A 16,087-nucleotide genomic window follows, 5' to 3' on the forward strand; every position below is an offset into this window, starting at 1 on the left:
GAGAGTTCGTCATGACCGCGTACCCAAACATGCTGGCCCCGCTGGATCTGGGCTTTACCACCTTGAAAAACCGCGTGCTGATGGGCTCGATGCATACCGGGCTTGAGGAAACCGGTGACTGGAACCGGGTGGCCGAGTTCTATGCCGACCGGGCGCGCGGCGGCGTGGCGCTGATGGTGACGGGCGGGATTGGTCCGAACCTTGAGGGCTCGGTGCTGCCGGGGGCGGCGATGATGACCAATGATACCGAGGTCGCGAACCATTCCATCGTGACGCAGCGGGTGCACGAGGCGGGCGGCAAGATCGCGATGCAGATCCTGCATGCGGGGCGCTATGCCTATGGGCCGAAATGCGTGGCGCCCAGCCCGGTGAAATCGCCGATCTCTCCGTTCCCACCCAATGAGCTGGATGAGGATGGGATCGAGAAGCAGATCGGCGACATCGTGAATGCGGCCCGGCTGGCGCAGAAGGCAGGCTATGACGGGGTCGAGATCATGGGGTCTGAGGGGTATTTCCTGAACCAGTTCCTTGTGACCCATACCAACAAACGCGAGGACCGCTGGGGCGGGTCGTATGAGAACCGGATGCGCCTGCCGATCGAGGTTGTGCGGCGGGCGCGTGAGGCGGTGGGGACGGATTTCATCATCATCTATCGGCTGTCGATGATCGATCTGGTGCCCAATGGATCAACCCATGACGAAGTGGTCGAGCTGGCGCAGCGGATCGAGGCCGCGGGGGCCACGATCATCAACACCGGCATCGGCTGGCACGAGGCGCGGATACCGACGATTGCCACATCCGTTCCGCGTGCGGCCTTTGCGTGGGTGACGAAAAAGCTGATGGGCAAGGTTGGGATTCCGATCATCACATCGAACCGCATCAACACGCCCGAGGTCGCCGAAGAGGTTCTGTCGACCGGCTGCGCCGATATGGTGTCTCTGGCGCGGCCCATGCTGGCGGATGCGGATTTCGTGAACAAGGCGATGGCGGGTGAGGCGGCGCAGATCGCGCCTTGCATTGCCTGCAATCAGGCCTGTCTGGATCATACGTTCAGCGGCAAGCTGACCTCGTGCTTGGTCAATCCGCGCGCCTGCCATGAGACCGAGTTGGTGATCGGCGACGCCGAGACCGCAAAGAAAGTCGCGATTGTCGGCGCGGGTCCTGCGGGGCTGTCCACCGCAATGACCGCCGCCCAGCGCGGCCATGACGTGACCCTGTTCGACCGCGCGGCTGAAATTGGCGGCCAGTTGAACATGGCGAAACAGGTGCCGGGGAAAGAGGAATTCTGGGGCCTTGTCGACTGGTACCGCACCATGATGGACGATCTGGGTGTCAAGGTCGAACTGATCCGCGAGGTCAGCGCCGACGATCTGACCGGTTTTGACGAGGTGGTGATCGCCACCGGCGTCACCCCGCGCGATCCGCAGATACCGGGGCAGGATCGGGACAATGTGCTCAGCTATATCGACGTGCTGCGCGACAAGGCCGAGGTGGGCAAATCCGTGGCCGTGATCGGTGCAGGCGGGATCGGGTTCGATGTCTCGGAGTTTCTGCTGGAGGATGGTCACAGCCCGACCACCGACCTGCCCGCGTGGATGAAAGAATGGGGCGTGACGGACCCGGAACAGTATCGCTCGGGGCTGGCCCCGGAAGGGCCGCAGCCCGCAGCCCCGGCCCGTGAAGTCACGCTGCTGCAACGCAAGGCGCAGCGGCATGGCAAGGGGCTGGGCAAGACGACAGGCTGGATTCACCGCGCGACGCTGAAGATGAAGGGCGTCAATTTCGTGGGCGGCGTGAACTATGAACGCATCGACGACGCGGGCCTGCATATCAGTTTCGGCGAGACCCGCGCCGACCCCACCGTGATCGCCGCGGATACGATTGTGCTATGCTCCGGTCAGGTCTCCGAACGCAGCCTTGCGGATGCGCTGAGCGACCGCGGCATCCCCTGCCACGTGATCGGCGGCGCGGATGTGGCCGCCGAACTGGATGCCAAACGCGCGATCAATCAGGGGACGCGACTGGCGGCGGAACTGTAAAGAGACCAGCCCCGTTCACACCGAGTCGGTAGATCAGTTGGCGGGGTCAGTCAAAGACCCTGGCCGCTCACTCAACGGTAATCGTAATCACCTCTGACACAATCGGTGTCGCATGCGGTACGTGTCCCGCATCGCCCAGCACCAGTTGCAGCGTGTGTTCGCCGGGCGTCATCTCAAGCGTTACCTCGGTCTGGCCGCCGCCAAAATGGATGTGGTTGTCGTCGGCGGGCAACCCATAGGCCAGCTCATCCGCGCCGTCCTCGCCCTCACCCAGCGGCGGGCGGTCGATCAGCAGGTGGTGATGGCCAGTGTTCTCGGCCTCGGTCCCGGCGGGTGCGACGCCCATGCCGCTTAGGCCAAAGACGATTGTCACCGGCGATTGCACCGTGTCGCCATCTGCCAGATTCACGAAGTAGACCTTCGCGTCGGGGTTGGATGGCGTTTCTCCTCCGGCCAGCGCAAACGTGGCAGACAGGCACAGCGCGGCAACGGTTAAAATGGCTTTCATGATTTCCTCCCACGTCACAAAAATGCCATTCTGATGATAGCACGTCGTCCAGAATGTCCAGAAAACCTGTTGTGAACGGGCAGACTGGCCGGTTGCGCTCAAACTGTTTCCGCGTTTCCCATCTGCAAACGATCCACTTTAAATCCCTGATATTATCCCATGTCTGCCCCGTTTCCGCCCAGATTGGGGGCCAAAGTCGGGACAATAACCAATGCCTGGGGTATTAGAATGGATCGACTGACGGAAATGGAAGCCTTTGCCAACGTGGTGGACCAGGGTGGCTTCACCGATGCGGCAAAAAAGATGGGCATCTCCAAATCAGCCGTGTCCAAGCACGTGTCGAGCCTTGAGGCCCGACTTGGTGCAAGGCTGCTGAACCGCACCACACGCCGTGTTTCACCGACCGAGATCGGGCTGGCCTATTATGACCGCGCCCGCCGCGTGCTGAATGACGCGGGCGAGGCGGATTCGCTGGTGACCTCCATGCAATCGGCCCCGTCCGGCCTGCTGCGGATCAGCGTCGCGACCGATTTCGGCGTCAATCACCTGTCGCCGGTGCTGTCGGATTTCCTGTCGGCCTATCCCGAAATCACCGTCAATATGGTGCTGAACAACCGCTACGTGGAACTGATTTCCGAAGGTTTCGACGTGGCCGTGCGCATTGGCGAGCTGGAAGACAGCACCCTGCGCGCCCGCAAGCTGACCGAAACCGTCAAACGGATGGTCGTGGCCCCCAGCTATGTCGAGAAATTCGGCCGCCCGCAGAAGATCGACGATCTGAACGAACACAAGCTGCTGCATTATTCCAGCCAGTCTTCGGGCAATGTCTGGAAACTGACCGCGCCGTCGGGTGAAAAGCGGCAGGTCCGCACCGCCGGCTGGCTGAGCGTCAATGACGGCCAGTCCCTACTGAACGCGGCGATCTCGGGTCTGGGGATCGCGTATCTGCCCAGCTATCTCTACGCCTCGGCGATCAAATCCGGCGAGGTGGTGGACGCCATGCCCTCGCTCCCGGATGAGGTCCAGGGCGTCTACGCCGTCTACCCGCCCGGCCGTTTCACACAGCCCAAGGTACGCGCTTTCATAGATTTCCTGGCCGAGGCCTTCCACGACCGAGGCCCGATGGATTGGTAATTTCTCCCGGTGAACTCAGACGGCCCGCACTTTGTGCGGGTCTTTTTTTTACTGGGGCGGGGGAAACCTTCGCGCATTAAGGCTTTGAGCCGCTCGGTCGCGGATGCCACGGGACATATAGATAACAGGCTCACAATTCAGGAAAAACTGCGCAAACTCCCATCAAATTCTGCCATCCAGACGTGGCAAATGAGTTTCATAAAAGTTCACAGACGTTTCTGTGACCACACCTGAGAACTTTGGCGATCCGGACATGATTCACGATATAGCTACTTTCTGCTACTCAGCCTTTCTTATCTTCGCGTTAATCAGCCCATTTCTGCCCGCATTTCTTATGTGGAGGCTGGCGGGCCTTTCCGCCACTGCTTACATAGCAGGAAAGCTCTTGGAAGGACCTGTTCATTGGTCCGATCAAAACTTTGGCTACACTATCGGCACGGCGATAATTGTTCTTTTTACATTCGTTATCGCACTCGCAATACTCATAAGATTGGCGGTTTCTGCGATACGTAAAACGCTGAACGTCAACAACTTGGCTGGCCCCAAAAACCGCTTCATGGATTGCTTCGATATTGCCGCTTTGGCAGCCGTAGGGTGCTGTATTGGCCTGGCTCTGGCGATATCGCTTGCTTTTATGCTCTCGGGTGTGTCCGCGGGTGTGAAACTCGATATTGGTATCGCTATTCTGGCGTCTTCCGCCGCTGCCGTGATTCTTGCAATTTCAAGACGAAAACTGGCGATCACGCTGGCCGTCAGCTTTGTCGCTTTGGCGGTCGCCGCAACCATGGGTGCACAGCAACCCAACCGTATACTCACCGCCGCCGAAGCGCTTGCGGAAGGTGAGGCTTGGTGCTTGACAGCCTCAGATAGGTCAGGGCCTGTTTCTGAAATTCAACAGCTTGGTTTTTTCGCTCTGCCAAAGGGCCATACATACCCAAATCTCGGGCTTTTGAAACGCGTTGACAACCAGAGCTCGTTAACCGCGCATTGGTCAATACGGCGGCAAGAATTCGTCAAAAACGTCAAAGCAACCTGGGGCGTTCCAACCTGCTATCCTATCCAGAATTTCGCCGAAGCAATCAAAATCGGGGAGGTTGAGAACACCATCTACGGCGTGGGTCCAGATGTATACTCCATCGGGCCAGAGCTTCACCCAAGCGCCTACACGGATCGGCTTTCCATCCGCAGCAATAAACTGATCGGGTCAGACGGAACCTATTCTTCGATCACCGAAACAATGGAACTGATCTACAACCCACTTCAACCAGATGTGTTTGAAGATGCCATATCGCTGGAGATGATGCCCGACCCTGACGAGTTGAAAGCTGATGACTTGATGGGGAGAAACAGGATGATAGTCGATGGGTTTGACGAGAATACAGAACAACGCTTAATCCTGTATTGCCTAAGTGGGCCTTACACTGATCAGGTTTGCCGCGCTCAGGTCTTTGAAGGATCGCTGGGCTACAGCTTTTACCTTCCACTGGGTGAAATAGACCAATGGCGTGAGGCAGCGGGTCACGTGAAAGCTTTATTCGCATCACTGCGCATAAACTCGCGTCAGTAGTTTACCTCAAGCGTGGGCCGCAGTCGCTTTCGCACGTGAGATTCCCTTCAAATTAACGCGCAAGCGCCCCGCCAGCTGCACCCCGCTTCAATTGACCAGCAACACCGCCTCGACCCGGCGGTTCAGGTCGCGCCCCTCGGCGGTGGTGTTCGAGGTGAGGGGGGCCAGATAGCCCACGCCATCCGCCTCGATCCGATCCGCAGCGACGCCGTGCGCTTCGATCAGGCGGGCGCGGACGGATTGGGCGCGTTTGGTGCTGACATCGGTGTTGGCCTGCAGGGTGCCGGTGTCATCTGTATGCCCCACCAGCGCCAACCGCAGATCGGGGTTGTCGGACAGGAACCCCGCCAGCAATGACAACGAGGCAAACGGTCCCTCGCCCAGCGTCACCTCTCCGGTGCGGAAATGCAGATCGTCGAGGATAACGTGGCCGTTCTGTTGAAGGTCTTCCAGCAGGCCGCCCGCCTGATCCACGGTTTCCTCGATCACCACCGGGGCGGGATCGGGGGCGTCCACCGGCGTGACGCGGATCAGCTGGACATAGCCGTCGGGCGGGTTGCGGCTGACCAGCAGGCTCAGCACCTCGGGGCCTTTGGTGGCCGACAGGAACCGGTAATCCTGAATGGCCACATACATGTCGGGGGTCGGGACGACCTCGGTGCCGAAGCGGAAATCGAAACCGCCGCAGTTGCGGGCCTCGCATTCAAAGAGGATGTCAAAGCCCTGCGCCTCGATCTGGTCGCGCAAAGGGGCCAGCAATTGCAGCGTGGTGCTGGAGCCCGCCTGCAGCCGCCAGGTATAGCGCTCGACCCGGCCTTCGACGGTGCGGGCGGGCACTGCGCCATCGGCATAGGGGCCGGTGGGCAGGTCATAGCTGTCCAGCGGCGAGGTGCGGTCGCTGATCTGCCGGGCGCTGGACGGCAGGGCCAGGTCCTGCGCGGCGGCAGGACCCGCAAGCAACACGGCGCAAAGGGCAAGACGTCGGATCATCGAAATTGGGCGTGGTATTCGGGGTTCGGAACCATGCCCGTGGCGCTGGCCACACGGTTCGACATGTTGAAAAACCCGGTCACGTTGGCAATGTCCCAGATATCCCGGTTGCTGAACCCGGCATCGCGCAGACGCTGGCGATCAGGCTCTTCAATCTCGGCACTGGCGGTGGTCATCTTGGCCGCGAAATCCAGCATCGCGCGTTGCCGCGTGTCCAGAGGTGCAACGCGGTAATTCATCACCAACGCCTCACCCAGTTGCGGGTCGCCGGAAAGCTGCCGCACCGCCGCGCCATGTGCCACGAGGCAATAGAAGCATTTGTTGATCGCAGATACGACGACGGCAATCATTTCACGGTCCAGTTTCGACAGATCGCTGTCGGCCAGCATCAGGTCGTTATACATGGTGGTGAATGCGTTCAACTTGTCGATATCGAACGCATAGGCTTTCAGAACGTTCGGCACCATGCCCAGCTTTTCGACGCAGATATCGAAGTATTTCTGAGTCTCGGGCGGCAGCGGATCGACCATGGGCAGGTCCAGCGCGGTTGGCAGGTCTTTTGTGGTCACGTTGGTCCCTCTTGTCAGACACGCTGACGGTAGTGATATTCGCCCGCGATCTCCATCCCCAGAGCGCGGTACAGGCCGTTGGCCCCGGCATTGGCCTTGGTGCAGATCACGCTAAGGGTCTGCGCGCCATTGTCCAGAGCCCAGAAGGCCGCAGCGCGCATGCCCCATTGGCCGACGCCCTGACGGCGATGGGCGGGCAGGATTTCCAGCGCATGTACCATGGCGATGTCTTCGTGGATGGCCACAAATGCCGTGCCGACGGGGCGGTTGTCATGGCGCAAGAGCAGGCCGGTTTTCGGGCCGGGCGCGCGTTCCATCACGGCGACCCGCTCGGGCCCGATACCGCCCTGCGCCCAGATCTCACGCATGATTGCAAGGGGTTCCCAGATGTCGAAGGCCACCAGCGGCGGTACGGGAGTGTCGGTCAACTGGCGGACAGGACAGCGATAGATATTGACTGGATCGAGGATGTCATAGCCGCGTGCGGCCAGCTGTTCGTCCAGCGCATCATCCCCCGGGCGCAGGCAAAAGATCCGTTTCTGACCCATCGCCAGCATCGCGGCCTCGGCGGCGTCGATATCACCTTCGGTCGCTGGCCCCAGCGCGCTAGCGGCAGAGACGCGTGATCCGCCGCCCTGCCCCTGACGCAGTTGGAAGGGTCCGCAGGTGTCATACCGGGCTGCGGGCCAGGTGCCATCGACAACCTCGGCCCAGTTGACGTTCAAAGCTCAAGCTCCTTCGCCAACCGAGTCATGGCAGCGTCGATCTGAGCCCCGTCCGTGCCTCGCACCACCACATTGGCCCCGAACACGCCGTTGATCTGGAACGGGTAACAGCCGATCGAAAGCTGCTCGAACGCATCCGCCAGCGCGGAAAGGGTGGCGGCGATGTCGCCCTCGCCCCGATCCACCCGCAGGGTCTGCGACAACAGCGGGCTGCCGCCGGTCAAGGTGGGCAGAACGCTGGCCACCATGGCCTGAAACACCAAGGGCACCCCGGCCATCACATGCACATTGCCAAGGGTGAAGCCCGGCGCGGTCGAGACCGGGTTGTCGATCAGAGCCGCCCCGTCCGGGATACGCGCCATGCGCAAGCGGGCGGCGTTCAGCTCCAGCCCGGATTTGTCATAGTGGGCTTGCAGCAAGGCGCGGGCATCAGCGCGGATGTCGATGGGGGCACCAAAGGCGCGGGCGATGCAATCGGCGGTGATATCGTCATGGGTGGGCCCGATGCCGCCGCTGGTGAAGACATGGTCATGCGCCTCGGACAACGCCTTGACCGCCTCTTCGATCGCGGGGGCGTCATCGCTGACGATGCGGACCTCTTTCAGGTCGATGCCGTGTTTGGTCAGTTCCTGCGCCAGATAATGCATGTTGGCATCGCGGGTGCGGCCCGACAGGATCTCATCCCCGATCACAAGCATTGCTGCGGTTGGATTGGCCATGGCGCGCCCTCCCTCTTGATCGGCCCTTGGGGCAGGTATAGGCCCTTGGACATGCGATTTGAAACCCCCCTTGTCCCCGCCCGCCTGATCCGCCGCTATAAACGCTTTCTGGCCGATTGCACGTTGGAGGACGGGCGCGAGGTGACCGCCCATTGCGCCAATCCGGGCTCGATGATGAGGCTGGCGGAACCGGGAGAGCGGATATGGCTGGAGCCCAACGATGATCCGAAAAAAAAGCTGAAATACGGCTGGCGGCTGGTGGACCATGAGAACGGGCATTTCACCGGGGTCGATACCTCGCTGCCGAACCGGGCGCTGCGGGCGGCGCTGATGGCGCGCGAGATCCCGGAACTGGCCGCCTATGAAACCGTCCGCCCCGAGGTGAAATACGGCGAGAGCAGCCGCATCGATTTCCTGCTGACCCAGCCGGGCCTGCCGGATGCTTATGTCGAGGTCAAAAGCGTCACCCTGTCCCGCCAGCCCGGTCTGGCCGAGTTTCCCGACAGCGTGACGGCGCGCGGCACCAAGCATCTGGGCGAGTTGGCGGCCATGGCGGCGCAGGGGCACCGGGCGATGATGCTGTATCTGGTGCAGCGCACCGACTGCGACCGGTTCGCGCTGGCTGCGGATATCGATCCGGCCTATGCGGCGGCTTTTCAGGCGGCCAAGGGGGTTGAGCGGCTGATCGTCGGCACCAAGATCACCCCCGAGGGCGTTTGGGCCGACCCCACCCGCCAATGGCAGGTCAGCTAGGCGAGATCAGTCCTGAAATCGGAATGTTCCCAGAAACACCCCGGATTTCGGGCTTTGCCCGCGATAGGTCCCGTCGCGGGTTTGGCCAACCAAAGCACATAATTTGCGCCCCTGCCGGAAACTCGTCCAGCGGCTGCAAATCTGATTGTCTTCCAGCCACCACTCTCCGGTATCCTGACCCAGCCGGGGGATCGAAACCTCGAACGTCCTATTGGGGTGAAAATGGGCTGTGCCGCTGATGTGAAACCTGTCAAACGCGATCTGGCGGTCATCGGCCAGCAGGTTCGCCAGTTGAGGACCCGACAGCAAGGTGACTTCTTCCCGGCATCCGGTCAGGGCGACCATGATCAGGACAACGGCCCATTTTGGCATTGGTTTTCCCCGCTTCCTGCGTAGTGCTGGCTGCCACCCTAGCGCAATCCTGCGGCTACCAAAGCTTGATCTCGGCCCCTTCAACGCCATTTGAACGATTGAAAACAGCACCCTCTGGTACTTTCTGCACAAGCAGCGTAAAAGGGGCGCTGCGCGAAACATTTGGAGCCTAGCGTCGATGAAAGAACATCGTGGCCGTCTGACCAAGGACGGTATCCGCATCTACGAACAGGGAGACTTTGCTGGCATGCACGCCGCAGGGGCCTTGGCCGCGCGGATATTGGACGACATCGCGGAGCATGTTTTTCCGGGCCAGAGCACCGGCGTCATCGACGGGCTGATCACTCAGATGGTCGAGGATGCGGGCGCGACTTCGGCCACTATTGGCTACAAGGGCTATCAGCACGCAAGCTGCATCAGCGTGAACCACGTGGTCTGCCACGGCATTCCCGGCGACAAGAAGCTGAAGGATGGCGATATCCTGAACATCGACGTGACCGTCATCGTTGACGGCTGGTTCGGCGACACCTCGCGCATGTATGTGGCGGGCAAACTGCCACGCAAGGCGGAACGGTTGATTCAGGTCACCCATGACGCCCTGTTCAAGGGCATCGAGATGGTCAAGCCGGGCAACACCTTCGGCGATATCGGCCACGCCATTCAGGCCTATGTCGAGGCGCACCGGATGTCCGTTGTCCGCGATTTCTGCGGCCACGGGCTGGGCCGGGTATTCCACGCGCCGCCGAATGTGCTGCATTACGGGCGTCCGGGGACGGGCTCGGTTCTGGAAGAGGGTATGTTCTTCACCATCGAACCGATGGTCAATCTGGGCCGCCCCGAGACAAAGACGCTGGCCGATGACTGGACCGCCGTGACCCGCGACAAATCGCTGTCGGCGCAGTTTGAGCATTCGGTGGGAGTAACGGCAGACGGGGTCGAGATCTTCACCCTGTCACCGGGCGACAAGTTCCATCCGACCTATTCGTCCTGATCCTGCGCCTGATCGCGCAGAAGCTTCAGCAACATCGTCTCGGACCCCCATGGCATTACAGCGTCATGGATGAACACAGGCGCGCGCCGGGGTTTCGGCGGCGGGCCGGTCACGGTGTCGGTTTCCGGTTCGAAAACCCAGAGCGGCGGAGATAAAGCGCGGTCCATGATGCGGACCATAGCATGTTTTTGGGTCAGAGTCCCAAAAGCCGGGGAACCTCGGCCATGTCCCAAAACACTTCTGCGCCAATTTCCGTGAGTTTGGCACCGTCCCCGTGCGGTGCATAGGCCAGGCAGCGCATATCGGCACGGATCGCGGCGGTCACACCATTGTGGCTGTCCTCGATGACGACCGGCGCGGATGCGCCAAACTGTTCCGCCGCAAGCTGAAACATCTTGGGGTCCGGTTTCGCTGTCCCCAACTGATGCGCCGAAAACATGGCCCCCTGAAAACGATCCCACAGACCGTTCTGGCCCAATGTGATCTCCATCTTGTCCGGGCTGCCGTTCGAGGCGACGCAGAACGGGATGCCGTGGTAGTCCAGCGTGTCCAGCAGCACGCGAATTCCGGGCATCAGCGACACGCCCTGCCGCAGACGCGCATAGGTTTCCGCATAGACCTGATCGACCCAATCGTCTGGCAGGTCCGCCCCCAAATCGCGGGCCTTGTCGCGCACGCCGGTCATCGTGCCGCCCAGAAAGAAACCGACGCTGTCCTCCAGCGTCAGGTCCAGACCATAGCGGCCCAGGTTGTCGACAAGCACCTGATTGGACAGGGGTTCGCTATCGACCAGAACGCCGTCGCAATCGAAAATGACCAGATCGTGCATGAGGGTCCTTGCCTTCTTCAGTCTGAAATATCACGCCACATCAATGAGATATGGGTGTCTCCGTATTTCCGCGTGTCGTGCTGGGTGAACCCGCTCGGTGCGGCCATCGGGGTGCTTTCTTCCCAGACCAGCAGCGCGTCATCGGCGATCCATCCGCCCGCAAGAGCAGCGTCAACGGCCTTCTGGCCCAGCGCCTTGCCATACGGCGGGTCGAGGAAGATTAGGTCATAGGCCGCGCCGGGGTTTTCGCCCAGTTTAGTGGCATCCCGGCGGATCAGGCTCGTCCGGTCGGCGCTGCGGGTCAGGTCGATATTCTTGCGGATCAGACCCTGCGCCACCCGACCGTCATCGACAAATGTGGCATGATCCGCGCCGCGAGACAGCGCCTCGAGCCCCAACGCGCCGGTGCCTGCAAACAGGTCCAGAACCCGCAGGCCTTCGAAATCGATCAGATGGGTGAGCACGTTGAACAGGCTTTCGCGCACCCTGTCGGTGGTGGGGCGCAGATGCGCGCCTGCGTCCCCTTTGCCGACCGAGGTCAAGGCACGGCCCCGGAAGTCTCCGGCGATGATCCTCACGCCTTGAGCAGCGGCTTCAGGTCCGCATCCGGGTCAGCTACCACGTCGGGATCAGCGGTCTTGCCCGCGTCGATCAGGCGCTTGCCGACCATATAGGCACGCGGGTCGTTCATCGCGTCCACTGCGATCAGCTGGTCCCCCTTGTAATACCAGAAGGACACCGTCGCACCCTCGCCCTTGCGGGTCACGACGCGGTCATAGCCGGTGTTCAGGCCCGCGATCTGCAGCTTGACGTCATACTGATCCGACCAGAACCACGGTGTCGCGGTGTAACCCTTGGCCGCGCCCAGCATGTTCTGAGCCACGATCTCGGCCTGATCTATCGCGTTGGGCACGCTTTCCAGCCGGATACGCCCCTCGCCATGCGGAAAAGACGCGCAATCGCCTGCCGCCCAGATCGAGGGATCCGAGGTGCGGCCATGGGCGTCGGTCTTGATACCGTTGTCCAGCTCCAGCCCCGCCATCTCGGCCAGTTGGGTCGCGGGCGCGATGCCGACGCCGACAATGACGAAATCCACCGCCAGTTCCGCGCCATCCGTCAGAACGGCCCCCGTCACATAGCCATCTTCCCCGATCAAACGATCCAGCCCGACCCCTTCGCGGATATCTGCGCCGTATTCAGAATGCAGCGCGCGGAAATAATCGCTGGTCTCGGGGGCCGCGACCCGTTGCAGGATGCGATCCGCCATCTCGACCAGAGTGACCTTCACCCCGCGCTTGGCACAGACGGCGGCGGCCTCAAGCCCGATATATCCGCCCCCCACGATCAGTGCGCGGGCACCGTCGGTGACACGCGGCTCCATCTCGTCGATATGGGCCAGATCGCGGACCACATGCACACCGTCCAGATCGCCGCCTATCGCCGCAGGCAGGCGGCGCGGGTCGGACCCGGTGGTCAGGGCCAACTCGTCATAGGTGATGACCTCATCCCCCACCATCACGGTCTTGGCCTGCGGGTCGATGCCGGTGACGCGCTGGCCCAGACGCAGGGTGATGTTGTTGTCGGCATAAAAGCTCTCGGGGCGCAGGAACAGGCGTTCCAGCTCCATCTCGCCCAGCAGATAGGCCTTGGACAAAGGCGGGCGCTGATAGGGCAGATGCGGCTCGGCCCCGATCAGGGTAATGTCCCCCTCAAACCCGTCCTTGCGCAGCCTTGCGACAAGCGATGACCCCGCCTGCCCCGCACCGATCACGACAATATGGCTCATGCTCCTCCCACCCTGTCGAATTCCCGTGGTTAACTGTGTTCGCTCACCTATATTGCGGCTGAGCCCGACTCTGCAAATCCAAACGACAGGAGGTTAAAAATGATTTCAACAGGTGACACTCTGCCCGATGCAACGCTGACCCGGATCGGGGCCGAGGGCCCGGAAGAGGTGCGGTTGTCCGACAAGGTCAAAGGGCGCAAAGTCGTGATTTTTGCGGTGCCCGGCGCCTATACCCCAACCTGCAGTTCCGCCCATGTGCCCAGCTTCATGCGCACCAAGGGTCAGTTCGATGCCAAGGGCGTGGACGAGGTCATCTGCATCTCGGTCAACGACCCCTTCGTGATGAAAGCCTGGGGCGAGGCCACCGGCGCAACCGATGCTGGCCTGACCATGCTGGCAGATGCCGCGTCCGAGTTCACCAAGGCCATCGGCATGCAATTTGACGCCCCGCCTGCGGGCCTGATCGCACGGTCCAAGCGCTATGCGATGCTGGTTGACGATGGCAAGGTCGCGGCGCTGAATCTGGAAGAAAGCCCCGGCACCTGCGAGGTGTCCGCCGGTGAGACGTTGCTGGCCACCATGTAACCCGGCCCGGCCCCGGCAATACCGGGGCCGACCGAGCCGTATTTAACTTGCTAGAACGCCCCGATGCGCGAATACTCGGCGCAGATGAACCGGGGAGTTAATTTATGAAACTCAAGGCTTTTTCACTTATCCTGACCGGCGCGGGGCTGTTGGCAGCCTGCGGACCGGCACCCACCCCGCAACAACAAGCCGCCCGCCAGCACGAGATTGCCTGCCTTGGAGGAACGCTGGGCGGCGCATTGATCGGCGGGGCCATCGGCAACCAGTTCGGCGGCGGATCCGGCAAAACCATCCTGACCGCGGCCGGGGCCGCCGCGGGCGGCTTTGAAGGTCAGAGATTCGCATGCTGAGGAGTGCCGCCATGAAACGTCAGATCATCGTCATCGCAGCAACCCTGCTGGCCGGAGCCGCCAGTGCCGAAACCGTGGGCGAGCTGCATGAAAACGAACTGAAAGCCATCGACGCCAACAATGACGGCTTCCTGTCCAAGGACGAGTTCAACGCCTTTTCCGACTATGCCTTTCAGGCCATGGACGAGGACAAGAACGGCACGCTGGGTCTGGATGAAGCGAAACCGTTTCTGGACATCAATCAGTTCCAAAATGTTGACCGCAACAATGACAGCCTTATCTCCAGAGCAGAATATGATGCGCAGATGGACAGCGATTTCACCTCTGCGGATTTGGATGGCAACGGTCAGCTGGACTAGGAGCGAGCGATGAACAAATGGATCGGTCTGGGGGCTTTGGCTCTGGTCGCGGCCTGCGATGTGCCGCAAGCCCCGGTTGTCACCGGGCCGGACGGGCAGCAGCGCATCCAGATCAATACCAGCGGGCTGACCTGTTACAACACGCGCTGTCTGGACATCAATCCAGCGGCGCGCAGTGTCCGGTCCATCGGCAATCGGGTCACGGGTATCCCGGGCAATATCGATGTCAGCGATGGTACGGTGACGCCGGATGAGTTCCGGCAACTGGGCATCACGGCCTCGCTGGCCGGTGGTGAGGGCTCGCAAAGCGACCGGGGTTAGACCAGACCATCCATCTTGCGCGCCAGCTTGGCATCCAGCGCCGACAGCCCGCCTACGTCGTGGGTAGAGAGCACCACCTCGACCGTGCGGTAAACGTTCGACCATTCGGGGTGGTGGTTCCACTTCTCGGCCCAGATCGCCACCTGCGTCATCCAGCCGAATGCGGCGACAAAATTGTCAAAAATGAAGGTCTTGGTAATCGCGTCCCGGCCTTCAACCATGGTCCAGCCGTTCTTGAACAGCGGGTCCAGCAGCGGTCCGCGCGTCTCGGTCGACAAAAGTTCGGTCATTGGTGTTCCTCCGGGTTCGATTTTCTGAACGGTCCGTATTCGGTCAGAATCTCGATCTCTTCTCCCACCGCCCGGCCCTCGGCGTCCAGAAATTTCTGGACCGCATCGGCAAATCCGGGATCGGCAACCCAGTGCAGGCTATGCGTGCGCGTGGGCAGATACCCGCGCGCCAGCTTGTGTTCGCCCTGCGCACCGGCCTCGACCCGATTCAGGCCCTGGGCGATGGCAAAATCGATCGCCCTATAGTAGCACAGTTCGAAATGCAGGCAGGCATGGTGTTCGACGCAGCCCCAATAGCGGCCAAACAGCGTCTCGCGCCCGATAAAGTTCAAAGCGCCCGCGATGGGATAGCCGTTGCGTTCGGCCAGCACCAAGGCGATGTCATCGGTCATGGTTTCCTGAGCGATGTCAAAGAATTGCCGCGTCAGATAAGGAGAACCCCATTTGCGCGACCCGGTATCCTGATAGAACCGCCAGAACGCATCCCAATGTTCGGGGCGCAAGTCGTCGCCTGTGAACGTGCGGATCTCACCACCGAACCCACAGGCCTGCGCCCGTTCCTTGCGGATATTCTTGCGTTTTCGTGACGACAGAGCCGCCAGAAACCCGTCGAAATCAGCGTAATTGTCATTTAGCCAGTGAAACTGCTGCGAATGGCGCACCATCAGGCCCATCTGTTCCCCGGCCAGCGCCTCATCCTCGGTGCAGAAGGTGGCGTGCAGCGAGGAGACCTGATTGTCGGCCGCCAGTTGCACCGCGCCCTGCGTCAGCGCCGACATGCCAATCGCCTCATATCCCGGTCGCACCAGAAAACGGCGACCGGTTGCGGGGGTAAACGGCACCGCGATCTGCAGTTTGGGATAATACCGCCCGCCCGCGCTTTCATAGGCATGGGCCCAGCTATGGTCGAAGATGTATTCGCCCTGAGAATGCGATTTGGCGTACATCGGAGCCGCCGCGATCAGCATCCCGTCCAGATAGGCGGTCAGGTACTGCGGCTGCCAGCCCGTGCCGCGGCCGACCGAGCCGCTTTCCTCAAGCGCCAGCAGAAACCGATGCGTGGTGAAGGGATCAAGCGGTCGCCCGCCCTCTGCAACCTCGGGGCAGGCGCAGGCGTCCCACTCTGTCGCAGATATCTGCGACAGGGATGCCAGTACCTGAACCTCGATCTGTGCCTGATCCATGTGCCCTCCGCGCCCC

21 protein-coding genes are annotated in these 16,087 nt (G+C 61.3%); 9 read left to right on the plus strand and 12 right to left on the minus strand.

All coding sequences use genetic code 11. The annotated features are described in order from the left end of the window. Positions 1-11: 11 nt before the first annotated feature. Positions 12-2,039 carry a 2,4-dienoyl-CoA reductase FMN-binding domain-containing protein gene (locus ACR0JN_RS09090; RefSeq protein WP_480885243.1) on the plus strand — a complete coding sequence of 676 codons (2,028 nt, stop codon included), beginning with the start codon at positions 12-14 and terminating at the stop codon, positions 2,037-2,039. A 67-nt stretch (positions 2,040-2,106) separates the two neighbouring features. Here the strand turns inward: ACR0JN_RS09090 and ACR0JN_RS09095 are convergent, their stop codons facing one another. Then, the gene (locus ACR0JN_RS09095) at positions 2,107-2,547 is read right to left on the minus strand and encodes a DUF4399 domain-containing protein (protein ID WP_480885244.1); all 441 of its coding nucleotides are present in this window, start codon (positions 2,545-2,547) and stop codon (positions 2,107-2,109) included. 228 nt (positions 2,548-2,775) lie between these two features. On the opposite strand from ACR0JN_RS09095, the gene ACR0JN_RS09100 reads away from it, so the two are divergent. Both ACR0JN_RS09100 and ACR0JN_RS09105 read left to right on the plus strand, forming a co-directional pair. Next, positions 2,776-3,681, plus strand: coding sequence for a LysR family transcriptional regulator (locus tag ACR0JN_RS09100; protein ID WP_480612112.1), 906 nt, complete (start codon positions 2,776-2,778; stop codon positions 3,679-3,681). Positions 3,682-3,901: 220 nt separating this feature from the next. Next, entirely contained in the window at positions 3,902-5,248 is a 1,347-nt protein-coding gene (locus ACR0JN_RS09105; protein WP_480885245.1) for a hypothetical protein, read from the plus strand. Positions 5,249-5,335: 87 nt separating this feature from the next. Here the strand turns inward: ACR0JN_RS09105 and ACR0JN_RS09110 are convergent, their stop codons facing one another. Genes ACR0JN_RS09110 through ACR0JN_RS09125 form a run of 4 tightly spaced genes read right to left on the minus strand, consistent with a single transcriptional unit; the run spans position 5,336 to position 8,251 of the window. Further along, on the minus strand, positions 5,336-6,238 hold the full coding sequence (locus tag ACR0JN_RS09110) for an OmpA family protein (protein ID WP_480885246.1): 903 nt from the start codon (positions 6,236-6,238) through the stop codon (positions 5,336-5,338). Continuing rightward, positions 6,235-6,807, minus strand: a complete 573-nt coding sequence (locus tag ACR0JN_RS09115; RefSeq protein WP_480885247.1) for a peroxidase-related enzyme — start codon at positions 6,805-6,807, stop codon at positions 6,235-6,237. Before ACR0JN_RS09115 ends, ACR0JN_RS09110 begins: the two co-directional genes overlap by 4 nt. Positions 6,808-6,821: 14 nt before the next feature. After that, positions 6,822-7,532 (minus strand): GNAT family N-acetyltransferase, encoded by a 711-nt coding sequence (locus ACR0JN_RS09120; protein ID WP_480885248.1) that lies wholly within the window; start codon positions 7,530-7,532, stop codon positions 6,822-6,824. Then, entirely contained in the window at positions 7,529-8,251 is a 723-nt protein-coding gene (locus tag ACR0JN_RS09125; protein ID WP_480885249.1) for a competence/damage-inducible protein A, read from the minus strand. Before ACR0JN_RS09125 ends, ACR0JN_RS09120 begins: the two co-directional genes overlap by 4 nt. A 51-nt stretch (positions 8,252-8,302) precedes the next feature. On the opposite strand from ACR0JN_RS09125, the gene sfsA reads away from it, so the two are divergent. Further along, the gene (sfsA, locus tag ACR0JN_RS09130; RefSeq protein ID WP_480885250.1) at positions 8,303-9,004 is read left to right on the plus strand and encodes a DNA/RNA nuclease SfsA; all 702 of its coding nucleotides are present in this window, start codon (positions 8,303-8,305) and stop codon (positions 9,002-9,004) included. Positions 9,005-9,010: 6 nt separating this feature from the next. Here the strand turns inward: sfsA and ACR0JN_RS09135 are convergent, their stop codons facing one another. Next, entirely contained in the window at positions 9,011-9,376 is a 366-nt protein-coding gene (locus ACR0JN_RS09135) for a hypothetical protein (protein ID WP_480815675.1), read from the minus strand. A 178-nt stretch (positions 9,377-9,554) separates the two neighbouring features. On the opposite strand from ACR0JN_RS09135, the gene map reads away from it, so the two are divergent. Continuing rightward, positions 9,555-10,367 carry a type I methionyl aminopeptidase gene (gene map, locus ACR0JN_RS09140; RefSeq protein ID WP_480815674.1) on the plus strand — a complete coding sequence of 271 codons (813 nt, stop codon included), beginning with the start codon at positions 9,555-9,557 and terminating at the stop codon, positions 10,365-10,367. Here the strand turns inward: map and ACR0JN_RS09145 are convergent. From ACR0JN_RS09145 to ACR0JN_RS09160, 4 genes are read right to left on the minus strand one after another with little or no spacing between them, the layout of a single operon-like run. Beyond that, positions 10,355-10,534 carry a hypothetical protein gene (locus ACR0JN_RS09145; RefSeq protein WP_480815673.1) on the minus strand — a complete coding sequence of 60 codons (180 nt, stop codon included), beginning with the start codon at positions 10,532-10,534 and terminating at the stop codon, positions 10,355-10,357. The genes map and ACR0JN_RS09145 overlap by 13 nt on opposite strands. A 26-nt stretch (positions 10,535-10,560) precedes the next feature. Next, positions 10,561-11,196, minus strand: coding sequence for an HAD family hydrolase (locus ACR0JN_RS09150; protein WP_480885251.1), 636 nt, complete (start codon positions 11,194-11,196; stop codon positions 10,561-10,563). Between the two features lie 17 nt (positions 11,197-11,213). Continuing rightward, a complete protein-coding gene (rsmD, locus tag ACR0JN_RS09155; RefSeq protein ID WP_480885252.1) occupies positions 11,214-11,774 on the minus strand; it encodes a 16S rRNA (guanine(966)-N(2))-methyltransferase RsmD in 561 nt (186 codons plus the stop codon). Next, positions 11,771-12,982 carry an NAD(P)/FAD-dependent oxidoreductase gene (locus ACR0JN_RS09160; RefSeq protein WP_480885253.1) on the minus strand — a complete coding sequence of 404 codons (1,212 nt, stop codon included), beginning with the start codon at positions 12,980-12,982 and terminating at the stop codon, positions 11,771-11,773. The genes rsmD and ACR0JN_RS09160 overlap by 4 nt, the downstream gene beginning before the upstream one ends. 99 nt (positions 12,983-13,081) lie before the next feature. Between ACR0JN_RS09160 and ACR0JN_RS09165 the strand changes: the two genes are divergently transcribed. From ACR0JN_RS09165 to ACR0JN_RS09180, 4 genes are all read left to right on the plus strand, one after another. Beyond that, positions 13,082-13,567 (plus strand): redoxin family protein, encoded by a 486-nt coding sequence (locus tag ACR0JN_RS09165; RefSeq protein WP_480885254.1) that lies wholly within the window; start codon positions 13,082-13,084, stop codon positions 13,565-13,567. Positions 13,568-13,671: 104 nt separating this feature from the next. After that, complete coding sequence (locus ACR0JN_RS09170; RefSeq protein WP_480612099.1) at positions 13,672-13,917, plus strand: glycine zipper 2TM domain-containing protein; 246 nt, start codon at positions 13,672-13,674, stop codon at positions 13,915-13,917. A gap of 11 nt (positions 13,918-13,928) precedes the next feature. Continuing rightward, positions 13,929-14,276, plus strand: coding sequence for an EF-hand domain-containing protein (locus tag ACR0JN_RS09175; RefSeq protein WP_480885255.1), 348 nt, complete (start codon positions 13,929-13,931; stop codon positions 14,274-14,276). Positions 14,277-14,285: 9 nt separating this feature from the next. Continuing rightward, positions 14,286-14,597, plus strand: a complete 312-nt coding sequence (locus ACR0JN_RS09180) for a hypothetical protein (protein WP_480815667.1) — start codon at positions 14,286-14,288, stop codon at positions 14,595-14,597. Here the strand turns inward: ACR0JN_RS09180 and ACR0JN_RS09185 are convergent. Both ACR0JN_RS09185 and ACR0JN_RS09190 read right to left on the minus strand, forming a co-directional pair. Then, positions 14,594-14,887 carry a 4a-hydroxytetrahydrobiopterin dehydratase gene (locus ACR0JN_RS09185; RefSeq protein WP_480612096.1) on the minus strand — a complete coding sequence of 98 codons (294 nt, stop codon included), beginning with the start codon at positions 14,885-14,887 and terminating at the stop codon, positions 14,594-14,596. The two genes, ACR0JN_RS09180 and ACR0JN_RS09185, sit on opposite strands and share 4 nt — an antisense overlap. Then, positions 14,884-16,071 (minus strand): GNAT family N-acetyltransferase, encoded by a 1,188-nt coding sequence (locus tag ACR0JN_RS09190; RefSeq protein ID WP_480885256.1) that lies wholly within the window; start codon positions 16,069-16,071, stop codon positions 14,884-14,886. The genes ACR0JN_RS09185 and ACR0JN_RS09190 overlap by 4 nt, the downstream gene beginning before the upstream one ends. Positions 16,072-16,087: the final 16 nt, after the last annotated feature.

Source organism: Ruegeria sp. G12 (genome assembly GCF_056533565.1).